The organism is Bifidobacterium amazonense (genome assembly GCF_018555435.2).
Lineage (GTDB): Bacteria > Actinomycetota > Actinomycetes > Actinomycetales > Bifidobacteriaceae > Bifidobacterium > Bifidobacterium amazonense.
The window spans coordinates 1-11,833 of sequence record NZ_JAFEJT020000081.1 but is presented as its reverse complement, the minus strand read 5'-3'; the positions used below and the strand labels follow the sequence as shown (position 1 = coordinate 11,833).

Annotated in this window: 7 protein-coding genes and 2 rRNA genes; 5 read left to right on the top strand and 4 right to left on the bottom strand. The window is 62.5% G+C overall.

The window, feature by feature from the left end:
- Positions 1 to 976, bottom strand: a 976-nt coding sequence (locus JS533_RS12625; RefSeq protein WP_241515075.1) for a glutamyl-Q tRNA(Asp) synthetase, incomplete at its 3' end; no start/stop codon positions are given.
- A 46-nt stretch (positions 977 to 1,022) separates the two neighbouring features.
- Positions 1,023 to 1,583, bottom strand: coding sequence for a manganese efflux pump MntP (locus tag JS533_RS12620; protein WP_241515073.1), 561 nt, complete (start codon positions 1,581 to 1,583; stop codon positions 1,023 to 1,025).
- Positions 1,584 to 1,888: 305 nt separating this feature from the next.
- On the opposite strand from JS533_RS12620, the gene murA reads away from it, so the two are divergent.
- Positions 1,889 to 3,211: a UDP-N-acetylglucosamine 1-carboxyvinyltransferase gene (gene murA, locus JS533_RS12615; RefSeq protein WP_241515077.1), complete on the top strand. Its 1,323-nt coding sequence runs from the start codon at positions 1,889 to 1,891 to the stop codon at positions 3,209 to 3,211.
- Between the two features lie 117 nt (positions 3,212 to 3,328).
- On the opposite strand, the gene JS533_RS12610 is transcribed toward murA, so the two are convergent.
- Both JS533_RS12610 and JS533_RS12605 read right to left on the bottom strand, forming a co-directional pair.
- Positions 3,329 to 4,651: an MFS transporter gene (locus tag JS533_RS12610; protein ID WP_241515071.1), complete on the bottom strand. Its 1,323-nt coding sequence runs from the start codon at positions 4,649 to 4,651 to the stop codon at positions 3,329 to 3,331.
- 339 nt (positions 4,652 to 4,990) lie between these two features.
- Positions 4,991 to 5,644 carry a TetR/AcrR family transcriptional regulator gene (locus JS533_RS12605; protein ID WP_241515069.1) on the bottom strand — a complete coding sequence of 218 codons (654 nt, stop codon included), beginning with the start codon at positions 5,642 to 5,644 and terminating at the stop codon, positions 4,991 to 4,993.
- 268 nt (positions 5,645 to 5,912) lie between these two features.
- On the opposite strand from JS533_RS12605, the gene JS533_RS12600 reads away from it, so the two are divergent.
- From JS533_RS12600 to JS533_RS12585, 4 genes are all read left to right on the top strand, one after another.
- Positions 5,913 to 6,806: a lysophospholipid acyltransferase family protein gene (locus tag JS533_RS12600; protein WP_241515067.1), complete on the top strand. Its 894-nt coding sequence runs from the start codon at positions 5,913 to 5,915 to the stop codon at positions 6,804 to 6,806.
- Between the two features lie 26 nt (positions 6,807 to 6,832).
- The gene (locus JS533_RS12595; RefSeq protein WP_241515065.1) at positions 6,833 to 7,828 is read left to right on the top strand and encodes an NAD(P)H-dependent glycerol-3-phosphate dehydrogenase; all 996 of its coding nucleotides are present in this window, start codon (positions 6,833 to 6,835) and stop codon (positions 7,826 to 7,828) included.
- A 728-nt stretch (positions 7,829 to 8,556) separates the two neighbouring features.
- A 16S ribosomal RNA gene (locus JS533_RS12590) occupies positions 8,557 to 10,090 on the top strand.
- Between the two features lie 410 nt (positions 10,091 to 10,500).
- Positions 10,501 to 11,833 (top strand): 23S ribosomal RNA (locus tag JS533_RS12585); the annotation flags it as partial.

Below are 11,833 nucleotides of genomic sequence, written 5' to 3'. Positions count from 1 at the left end.
CGTCAAGGCTCATGGGCGTGCCGAACGGGTCGTCGGCGTCTCCTGCCGGCAGATCCGAAAGTCCCAGCAATCGTGCGCAGTAGCCGATGATCTGTTCGGGGGAGAGGCCCTCGGTGCGCAGCATGCCCATGTCCAGCGAACGTTCGCGTTTGGCCAGTCGTCGTCCGGCTGCGTTGTCGATGAGCGGCAGGTGCGCGAAGACGGGGAGGATGGTCGCCGACGGACGCGGGATCGCCGTCCGGCCCGAGTCGGCTGCGGAGTCCGGCGGCATGACTGCCGACGTGACGTCCGTCGCAAAGCCGAGTTCCGTCAGTCGACCGCGGATGTACAGCTGCAGCGCGGTCGAGCGCAGCAGATCACGGCCGCGTACGATGTCGGTGATCCGCATGTCCAGATCGTCGACGGTCACGGCAAGCTGATACGAGAACAGGCCATCCGAACGCCGCATCACCGTGTCGCCCAGATCGCGGGCCAGATCGAACGACTGCGGACCGAACACGCGATCGTCGAACGCGACGTCGCAATCGGGCGCGAACAGACGCAGCGAATGCCGGTCCCCGGCCTCCGCCCGACGCCAGACGCCAGCGGGATCGGCCTGCCACAGCCGGCGGCAGGTGCCCGGATACACCACGAATCCGTCGCCCTCCTGCGGGGCGGACGCGGCGCGGATGTCGGCGCGCGAGCAGAAGCACGGATAGACGAGACCGGCGTCGCGCAGCACGCGCAACGCATCCTCGTACCGGTCCAGCCGCGCGGACTGGTACACCGGCTCGCCGATCCAGTCAAGACCGAGCCAATGCAGGTCGTCCATGATCCAACGGTCGGCGTCGGGCCGCACGCGGGGACGATCGATGTCCTCGATGCGCAGGATCACGCCGTCGCCGCGGCTTGCGGCCGACAGCCACGCGCCGAGCATCGCGTAGATATTGCCGATGTGCATGCGGCCCGACGGGGTGGGCGCGAAACGACCGGTCATCGCAACCTCGGTGATCTCGATGATTTCAGCAACTTCACGCTTGGACTCACAGCACGCCGAGATGCTCGAGCAGCACCTTGAGACCGATGATGATGAGCACCACGCCGCCGGCGATCTGCGCGGGCTTCTGCCAACGCGAGCCGAACATGCGGCCGATGTACAGGCCGGCCGCCGAGAACGCGCCCGTCGTGATGCCGATCGTGATCACCGAACTCCACACATGCACCTGCATGAACGCGAAACTCACACCCACCGCAAACGCGTCGATGCTGCACGCCACGGCGAGCGGCAGCATGTGCTTCCAATCGAATTCCGCGGTCTCCTTGGCGTTCTCCTCATCCTCCTCGAACGCCTCGCGGATCATGTTGCCGCCGATGAACGCGAGCAGCGCGAAGATGATCCAATGGTCGACGGCGGTCACGTAGCTGGCGAACGTGGAGGCGAAGAAATAGCCGAGCAACGGGAACAGCGCCTGGAATCCACCGAACCACAATGCGGTCTTGAGCGCGTCCAGATGACGTAGCTTGCGCACGGTCAGACCCTTGCCGATAGAGACGGCGAAAGCGTCCATGGACACGGAAACGGCGATGAGAAATGTCTGCAACATACTGGTATACGAAGGTTCATCCCGCCGGTCTCCCCACGGGATGGGCCTCGACGGGACTCGCACCCGCCTACGCCTAGGGGTACCGACATTGAACTGCCAAGCCAACCAGCCGGGCTTTGAATCCAAGCGAATGCTGTTCGCATGTCGTCAATTACGAGGCACCACTATACACCGTTTCCGCTCTGCGAGTGGCTTTGCCGGTCTTTCACCGCGTCACCACACACCTTGTGGCAAACTATCAGTAGTTATGTCCCCTATGTGAGCGTTCCAAGCATCACCAGCGTTTGAAAGAGGTTAGCGTGGCCATGAACCCGGAGGAAGACGTCCTGCATGTCGAGGGCGGCAAGCCCTTGAACGGCACGATCAAGGTGCGCGGCGCGAAGAATTTCGTCAGCAAGGCCATGGTCGCCGCACTGCTCGCGCCCGGCAAGTCCGTGCTCAAGAACGTGCCCGAGATCCGCGACGTGCACGTCGTGTCCGATCTGCTGCGACTGCACGGCGTCGAGGTCGACGTGGACGGTGCGAACGGCATCGTCACGATCGACGCGTCGCACGTCCAGCTCGCCGACGTGGCCGACGTGGACACGCTCTCCGGCTCGTCTCGCATCCCGATCCTCTTCTCCGGACCGCTCGTCCACCGTCTCGGCGAGGCGTTCATCCCCGCGCTCGGCGGCTGCAACATCGGCGGCCGGCCGATCGACTTCCATCTCGAAACGCTGCGCAAGCTCGGCGCGACGGTCGACAAGGAACACAAGGACGGCATCCACATCACCGCGCCGAACGGCCTGCACGGCGCGAAGATCCACCTGCCGTACCCGTCCGTCGGCGCCACCGAGCAGACGCTGCTCGCCGCCGTGCTCGCCGAAGGCAAGACCGAACTGTCTGGCGCGGCGACCGAACCGGAGATCATGGACCTGGTCTGCGTGCTGCAGAAGATGGGCGCGATCATCTCCGTGGACGTCGACCGCACGTTCCGCATCGAAGGCGTCAAGGAGCTGTCCGGCTACACGCACACGTCGCTCACCGACCGCATCGAGGCCGCAAGCTGGGCGTCCGCGGCGCTCGCCACGCACGGCGACATCTTCGTCAAGGGCGCGACCCAGCCGGAGATGATCACGTTCCTCAACGTGTTCCGCAAGGTCGGCGGCAAGTTCGAGGTCACCGACAAGGGCATCCGCTTCTGGCATCCGGGCGGCGACCTCAAGCCGGTCGCCATCGAGACCGACGTGCACCCCGGCTTCATGACCGACTGGCAGCAGCCGCTCGTGGTCGCGCTCACGCAGGCGAACGGCCTGTCGATCGTGCACGAGACCGTGTACGAGAACCGTTTCGGCTTCACCAAGCCGCTCGTGCAGATGGGCGCGACGATCCAGCTGTACCGCGAGTGCCTCGGGTCCCTCCCGTGCCGCTTCCAGCAGCGCAACTACAAGCATTCGGCCGTGATCTTCGGACCGACGCCGCTGACCGGCCGCGACATCGACGTGCCGGATCTGCGCGGCGGATTCTCGCACCTGATCGCCGCGCTCGCCGCGTCCGGACCGTCCGACGTGCACGGCATCTCGCTCATCGACCGCGGCTACGCGGATTTCCGCGGCAAGCTCGCGGCGTTGGGCGCCGATTTCGACTGATATGTTGGCGATTCGATCGCGATCGATCGGCTGAGTGCTGCGGATCGGTCGCGACTGACTGACCGGTTGATTGACTGACGGCCGGCATCCGTATGGTTCGGATGCCGGCCGTTTCGCTTACTCGTCGAATCGACGAGAGAACGGCGTCATCATCGCCGTGACCACGCCACAGATCGCGGTCGTGACGAGCAGGATCGCGGCGACCGGGAACCGGTCGTACGCCCAGCCGTACGCCATCTGGCCGAGCGGCTGCGCACAGATGCACAGCGCGCCGAATATCGACATCACCTTGCCGGTCATCGCCTCCGGCGTGCTCAGCTGAATCGCCGGCGCGGCGATCAGATTCGTGAAACAGCAGCAGACCATCGACGCGCATTCGAACGCGACCATCACCACCAGCTTCGTCCACGCGCCGACCGGCAGCAGGAACACCAGTCCCTGCGGCAGAATCGTCAGCGTGAACGCGACGAGCGCCGCGGGCATGCGGTCCATCGACAGCTTCGCCGCGAACATGCCCGCGAGCATCGCCCCGGCCACGCCCGCCACGCCGACCAGACCGTCGGCCACGCCGTACACGGTCGCGTCGAATCCCAGCACGGTGCGGATCGTGTACGCCACGCCGACGTTCGCATAGCCGATGACCACGAAGTTCAGACCGGCCGCGAACAGCGCCAGCTTGAACACGTTCGGCCGATCGTGCAGCAGAAAACGCAACCCGGCCTTGAAATCGTCGAGCGGCGAGGGAAGCTCGCCGTCGCGTTCCGGCGCACCGAGCCGGATGAACCGCTCGAGCACGGCCGCCGCCGCGAAGCTGACCACGGTGATGAGCATCATCGCGCGGATGCCGAGCGCCGAGTACAGCACGCCGCCGAGGAAGCTCGGCAGCAGGTTGCTGAGCATCTGCACCTGATTGGTCACGGCCGTGGCCTGTCGCACCGTCTCCTCGCCGTATCGGCGGTACATCTGCGGGATCGCGGCCTGTACCGTCGGCGTTTCGAACGCCTTGAGCACGGCGAGCAGGATCTGCATGACCGCGACGGCGGCGATGTGGAAGCCTGCCGTTGCGAATACGATCGCGCTGACCGCCACGATGACCGAGCTGCCCGCGTCCAGCGCGACCATGATGGTGCGGCGGTTCATGCGGTCCGCGAGCACGCCGCCGAACGGGGAGCAGATGATGGTCGGCACGACCGCCGCGGCCAGGATCGAAGCGAAGACCGTGGCCGAGCCGGTGCGGTCGAGCACCCACATCGCCATGGCGAAGCCGAGCATGGAGTCGCCGAACAGTGAGATGCCCTGGCCTGCGATGAGCAGCGCGAAGTCGCGCGAGCGCAGCGGGGAGGGGGTGGTGGTCTGGTCTGTGGTCTGGTCTGTTGCGGAATGGGTCGTTGATGTTGCTGTTGTTGACGTTGCTGTTGATGTTGCTGTTGGATCGGACATGGTCGGTTGTTCCTTTCTTTTTCGTGGTTACCTTTTATTCATACCGACCGACGGTATGAAAAATACTGATGATTATCAAAGGTGATGCAGAGGCCGTGCGGCGCGAATATCTCACGAAGATGTACCCGTACCGGCGGCCGTGTCCCGGATTTCTTGTGCTGCGCACGACTGAGCGCAAGGATTCCGGGGAATCATCCCTTGTTTCCCGGAATCCTTGCGTTGAATTGTGCTCAGCGCAAGAAATCCGGGAAATGACTCCCGGCGTCCCGGAATCGTTGCACTGAGTCATCGTCAGCGCAACAATTCCGGGAAATCGGAGGACTGTGGACGGCGGCCATGCTACTGCCGTACGGCCGCGATGCGCATCATGCCGTCGAGCACCCGTCGTTCGAGCTCGTCGTCGAACACGGGCGCGCCGACCGCGTCGAGCATCGTGCGCAGGCATCGTATGCGGTGCTCCATCTCGGCGCGGGTGGCGGGGTAGAAGTGCGGCATCAGCCAGTAGTTGCACAGCAGTGCAAGCAGTTGCGCGACTTCGGCGGGGTATTCGGTGGGCAGCGACCCGTCGCGTATGCCTTCGTCGATGAACGTGCGGAGAAACGTCGGCAGCTTGGTGGACCAGAACTGCAGGTTCGCGGCGAGCGTCGCCGGATCGTCGAGCAGCGGCATCGTGTCGCGGGCGAGATCCAGATGCTCCGTGCTGTCCATCGAAGTGGAGAACAGCAGCCGGATCTTCTCCAGTCCCGTCAGATCGTTGCGTGAGTCCATCTGCTCGTGCAGCTGCTGGTAGGCCGCCCAGTCGTCGTCGTTGAGCCGCTCGAGCATCGCCTCCTTGGACTTGAAGTGATGGTAGATCGCGCCTTTCGACAGGTCGCCGAGCTCGTCGACGATGTCCTGGATGGTCGTCTTCTCATAGCCCTGTTCCGCGAACAGCTTCTTGGCGGCCGCGAGGATGCGCCGCTCCGTCACCTCCGGGTGCGCGTTGCGTGCCATGGTGGGCCTCCTGATTGATCGATTGACGTAGCTGTTGTCGCATACTTTACATACCGACCGTCGGTATGTAAAGTATGCGTGTGTCCGGCGAATCGTTCTCAATGGGGAACGTGCGAGCCAAACGCGCGATACCGCTCAACCGAACATTATGGAATCGGCGGAACGGCAACGATTACAAGAACCGCATGTTCGATTCGGCCCGCGCGATCCTCGCACTATTCGTATTGAGAACGGTTCGCTGCGCACGGATCTCAGTACAATGGGGCGCATGGCATCCAAAGGAAAACCGTCACCGCGCTCCGCGGTCAAGCCGCTCTCCGACGCGCAGGTGGCGAAACTGGCAAAGACGCACCATCTGGTCGACCCGATGCGCGACCTGCCGACCGGACCGAACCGGCGCATCAACCAGGCCGAAATCGACGCGCAGAACCCGAAGGGAACGCGACGTCTGCTCAAGGGCGTCGATATCGTCTTCAACGCCAGCTGCAAGACGCTCGCGTGGGGACTCGACAACATCCCCGAAACCGGACCGTTCATCACCGCCGCCACGCACGTGACCATGTTCGACGTGTTCGTGCCGATGGCCAGCCTGTTTCACATGGGCCGCCGCCCGCGGTACATGGCCAAGGCGGAGATGGCCCACTGGCCCGTCATCGGCAAGTGGTTCCAGATCGTCGGCATGCAGCCCGTGCAGCGCCGCAGCGGCAAGGCCAAGGCGATCGAGGAGACGTCGATCGAAATCCTGACGAGCGGCCGGCCGCTCACGGTCTGGCCGGAGGGCACGGTGACGCGCGACCCGAAGAAATGGCCGATGAGCATGAAGAACGGCGTCGGTGTGATCGCGCTCGAAGCCTCGCGCAGGCTCGGCCATCAGATCCCGCTGTTCTGTGCGGTGACCTGGGGTGCGGCCAGTATCAACCACTGGTGGCCGTGGCCGCGCAAGAACGTCGTCATGTGCTACGACGCGCAACTCGACTACGCCGACCTGCTCGCCGACTGCGACTCGTGGGACGAAGGCATCGACGGCGTGCCGGCGGCGCTCGCCGACGAGCTCACGCGACGCATCCGCGTGCGCATGACCGCGATCATGGCCGAGATCCGCGGCGAGTCCGCGCCCGACGGCTACTGGGACTACCGCACGATGAAGCGGGTCACGGACTGAAACGAACGTAAGTAAGGAGTAAACGTATGAATATCACGGTACTGGGCGCAGGCGCATGGGGTACAGCATTCGGCCAGGTGCTGGCCGACGCGGGCAATAACGTGACGATGTGGGCGCGCGAGCCCGAAATCGTCGAAGGCATCCGCGACCACCATCACAACGGCGTCCGCCTGCTGTCCGTGGAGAAGCTGCCCGACAACATGACCGCCACCGGCGACCGCGCCGAGTCCGTCAAGGACGCCGAGATCGTCGTCGTCGCCATCGCCGCGCAGTTCGCACGCGTCGCGCTCGCCGACTTCAAGGGCCTTATCCCGTCCGATGCGATCGTCGTCAGCCTGATGAAAGGCATCGAACGCGGCACCAGCAAGCGCATGGACGAAGTCGTGCGCGAGGCGCTCGACCTGCCGGCCGAACGGTTCGCCGCCATCTCCGGACCGAACCTGAGCAAGGAGATCGCCGACCGCCAGCCGGCCGCCACCGTCGTCGGCTGCGTGGACATCGACAACGCGCGCAAGGTCGCCGCGGCGTGCACCACGGACTATTTCAAGGCGTTCGTCACCACCGACGTGATCGGACTGGAGATGTGCGGCTCGCTCAAGAACGTCGTCGCGCTCGCCGTCGGCATGGCCCGCGGCGCCGGCTACGGCGAGAACACGGCCGCGATGATCGAGACGCGCGGTCTGGCCGAACTCACCGCGCTCGGTAAGGCGGCCGGCGCCGATCCGAAGACCTTCGCCGGCCTCGCCGGCGTGGGCGATCTGATCGCGACGTGCGGCTCTCCGTTGAGCCGCAACTATACGTTCGGCTCGAATCTGGGCAAGGGACTGTCCGTTGAGGAGGCGACGCGCGTGAGCAACGGCGTGGCCGAGGGCGTGCCGACGACGGATGCGGTCGTCGCGCTCGGCGACGAGCTGGATGTGCCGACTCCGCTGGCGTACGCGATGAGCCGCGTGCTGTCGGAGGGCATCTCCTGCCAGCAGATGCTCGCCGAACTGTTCGGTGCCGAGATCACCGAGGAGTGACTCGCCCGGCCGTCTGTCGTCGACTGTTGCCGGCATCGTTCGCCGATACGACTGATACGGCTGATGTGGCCGATATGGCTGATGGATACGGGGATGAATGCGGGGTTCCGTCTTGGTTGAGACGGAACCCCGCTTTGTATATATGTGCGGGTTGATCGGTGCGGGTTGATCGGTGCGGGTCGGTGCGGGTCGGTGCGGGTCGGTGCGGGCCGGTTGGCGCATGTGCCGATCGTTGCGCCGATCGGTTGGGCGCTGCCTGCTGTCGTGTTGTCTCGACCGGCTTCGACACGCCGTCTGACGGTTGCGTGTTGTTCATCTGGGCGTTGTTTTTGGGGTTTAGGATGGTTTCAGACGTGGAAAAGTGCGTTTGCGACACGCCGAGGGAACCTTGTGTTTTCAACGGTTCTCGAGTTTCTTGCGTCCATCGGCTTGCGCGTGGGCGGCCCCTCGTGTATGTTTATCTCTTGCTGCCGGTCAGCGACTGGTTCTCTTCCTTGAGAATGGGAAGCTGGTCGAGTGGTGGTGGTTTGAGAACTCAAGAGCGTGTTTGTACTACTTTTTAGAGTCGTTTTTTGATTGCCAGTTCATTCCTTTCCTGGTCTTCTTTGTGGGGGTTGGGTTCCATGAGAGTGGGTAATTGGGAGTGGGGTTTTTGTGCGAACGTCCTTCCTTATAGGATGTTCCGTCAATATTGTGAGAGTCATTGTTTGGTTCTCTTTGCAAGTTTTTTTGTGGAGGGTTCGATTCTGGCTCAGGATGAACGCTGGCGGCGTGCTTAACACATGCAAGTCGAACGGGATCCTGTTAGCTTGCTAACGGGTGAGAGTGGCGAACGGGTGAGTAATGCGTGACCGACCTGCCCTGTACTTTGGAATAGCTCCTGGAAACGGGTGGTAATGCCGAATGCTCCACATGAGCGCATGCGAGTGTGGGAAAGCCTGGTGCGGTATGGGATGGGGTCGCGTCCTATCAGCTTGACGGTGGGGTAACGGCCTACCGTGGCTTCGACGGGTAGCCGGCCTGAGAGGGCGACCGGCCACATTGGGACTGAGATACGGCCCAGACTCCTACGGGAGGCAGCAGTGGGGAATATTGCACAATGGGCGCAAGCCTGATGCAGCGACGCCGCGTGAGGGATGGAGGCCTTCGGGTTGTAAACCTCTTTTCATTGGGATCAAGGCATCTTCGGGTGTTGAGTGTACTTTTGGAATAAGCACCGGCTAACTACGTGCCAGCAGCCGCGGTAATACGTAGGGTGCAAGCGTTATCCGGATTTATTGGGCGTAAAGGGCTCGTAGGCGGTTCGTCGCGTCTGGTGTGAAAGTCCATCGCTTAACGGTGGATCTGCGCCGGGTACGGGCGGGCTGGAGTGCGGTAGGGGAGACTGGAATTCCCGGTGTAACGGTGGAATGTGTAGATATCGGGAAGAACACCAATGGCGAAGGCAGGTCTCTGGGCCGTTACTGACGCTGAGGAGCGAAAGCGTGGGGAGCGAACAGGATTAGATACCCTGGTAGTCCACGCCGTAAACGGTGGACGCTGGATGTGGGGCCCTTTCCACGGGTTCCGTGTCGGAGCTAACGCGTTAAGCGTCCCGCCTGGGGAGTACGGCCGCAAGGCTAAAACTCAAAGAAATTGACGGGGGCCCGCACAAGCGGCGGAGCATGCGGATTAATTCGATGCAACGCGAAGAACCTTACCTGGGCTTGACATGTTCCCGACGACCGCAGAGATGTGGTTTCCCTTCGGGGCGGGTTCACAGGTGGTGCATGGTCGTCGTCAGCTCGTGTCGTGAGATGTTGGGTTAAGTCCCGCAACGAGCGCAACCCTCGCCCCGTGTTGCCAGCACATGATGGTGGGAACTCACGGGGGACCGCCGGGGTTAACTCGGAGGAAGGTGGGGATGACGTCAGATCATCATGCCCCTTACGTCCAGGGCTTCACGCATGCTACAATGGCCGGTACAGCGGGATGCGACATGGTGACATGGAGCGGATCCCTGAAAACCGGTCTCAGTTCGGATTGGAGTCTGCAACCCGACTCCATGAAGGCGGAGTCGCTAGTAATCGCGGATCAGCAACGCCGCGGTGAATGCGTTCCCGGGCCTTGTACACACCGCCCGTCAAGTCATGAAAGTGGGCAGCACCCGAAGCCGGTGGCCTAACCTCTTTGAGGGGGGAGCCGTCTAAGGTGAGGCTCGTGATTGGGACTAAGTCGTAACAAGGTAGCCGTACCGGAAGGTGCGGCTGGATCACCTCCTTTCTACGGAGAGTTCAGGCTCCTGTTTGGGAGCCGGTGTGTGCCCCGCGGCCGGAATGGTTCCGGTTCGGTCGGGGTTGCTGGTGTGGAAGAGATCATGGCGGTTCTTGGTGGTATGGGCATGTTCTTGGGTTCCCGGACCGTCACCCCAGGCCTTGGTGTCTGGTGCGGTTCCGTGCCCCCGGTCGCATGGGTCGGTCTTTGGCCGGTTGCGTGGGGCGGGGTGCGTGGTGGTTTGAGAACTGGATAGTGGACGCGAGCAAAGAAGAATGTTTCTTGTTTTTCTTTGCTGTTGATTTCGAGAGCTCAATTTTTTTGGGTTTTTTCGAGTGTTGATCGTTTTGTGATCGTTAGTGTGATGATTTGTCGTCAAGCGAATCTTGCTATGGAATTTGCGTGCAACCGGCTTGTGGTTGGTTGCTTGCAAGGGCGTGTGGTGGATGCCTTGGCGGACAGGACCGATGAAGGACGTGTGAGGCGACGATATGCCTCGGGGAGCCGCCAACAGGGCTTTGATCCGAGGATTTCCGAATGGGGGAACCCGGCCACCGTCATGGGTGGTCACCGGCTTGGGCCGGGGGGTACGCAGGGAAGTGAAACATCTCAGTACCTGCAGGAAAGGATACTCCGTGAGTAGTGGCGAGCGAAAGCGGATGATGGCTAAACCTTGCGCGTGTGATACCCGTCGGGGGTTGCGCGTGGGGTGTTGTGGGAGCATGTGTCCCGTCGCCGGCGAGGCGGGCGCGAGTGATAAAGTTCTGGCGGAGGCGAACCGGTTTGAAGGCCGGACCGTAGGGGGTGATAGTCCCGTAGCCGAAGCGTCGGAACCTCGTGATCGTGTTTCCCGAGTAGCGCGGGCCTCGTGGAATCCCGCGTGAATCTGCCCGGACCGTCGGGTAAGCCTGAGTATATCTGTCCGACCGATAGCGTACTAGTACCGTGAGGGAAAGGTGAAAAGCACCCCGGGAGGGGAGTGAAACAGTTCCTGAAACCGTGCGCCTACGAACCGTCGGAGCCTTTCGGGGTGACGGCGTGCCTATCGAAAAATGAGTCTGCGAGTCAGTGGCATGTGGCGAGCGTAAGCCGTGTGGTGTACGCGTAGCGAAGGCGAGTCTTAAAAGGCGTTTGAGTCGCGTGTCCTGGACCCGAAGCGGGATGATCTAGCCCTGGGCAGGTTGAAGCGCGGGTAAGACCGTGTGGAGGACCGAACCCACCTGGGTTGAAAACCGGGGGGATGACCTGGGGCTAGGGGTGAAAGGCCAATCAAATTCCGTGATAGCTGGTTCTCTCCGAAATGCATTTAGGTGCAGCGTCGGTTGATTGCGTCCGGGGGGTAGAGCTACTGGATGCTTGCGGGCCCGTATCGGGTACCAACAGCAGCCAAACTCCGAATACCCGTGGCGTGTATGCCGGCAGTGAGTCGGCGGGGGATAAGCTCCGTCGTCAAAAGGGAAACAGCCCAGATCGTCGTCTAAGGTCCCCAAGCGCGTGCTAAGTGGGAAAGGATGTGGAGTCGCATAGACAGCCAGGAGGTTGGCTCAGAAGCAGCCATCCTTGAAAGAGTGCGTAACAGCTCACTGGTCTAGTGGTTCCGCGCCGACAATGTAGCGGGGCTCAAGCACGCCACCGAAGACGCGGCAACGGCCGTATGGTCGTTGGGTAGGAGAGCGTCCCCAACGGGGCGAAGCGGGGGTGGAAACGTCCGTGGACTGTTGGGGAGTGAGAATGCAGACATGAGTAGCGAGA

Bases quoted from the DNA above. Each gene is read 5' to 3' on its own strand.
- JS533_RS12620 (WP_241515073.1), bottom strand. From the start codon at position 1,583: ATGTTGCAGACATTTCTCATCGCCGTTTCCGTGTCCATGGACGCTTTC.
- murA (WP_241515077.1), top strand. From the start codon at position 1,889: ATGAACCCGGAGGAAGACGTCCTGCATGTCGAGGGCGGCAAGCCCTTG.
- JS533_RS12610 (WP_241515071.1), bottom strand. From the start codon at position 4,651: ATGTCCGATCCAACAGCAACATCAACAGCAACGTCAACAACAGCAACA.
- JS533_RS12605 (WP_241515069.1), bottom strand. From the start codon at position 5,644: ATGGCACGCAACGCGCACCCGGAGGTGACGGAGCGGCGCATCCTCGCG.
- JS533_RS12600 (WP_241515067.1), top strand. From the start codon at position 5,913: ATGGCATCCAAAGGAAAACCGTCACCGCGCTCCGCGGTCAAGCCGCTC.
- JS533_RS12595 (WP_241515065.1), top strand. From the start codon at position 6,833: ATGAATATCACGGTACTGGGCGCAGGCGCATGGGGTACAGCATTCGGC.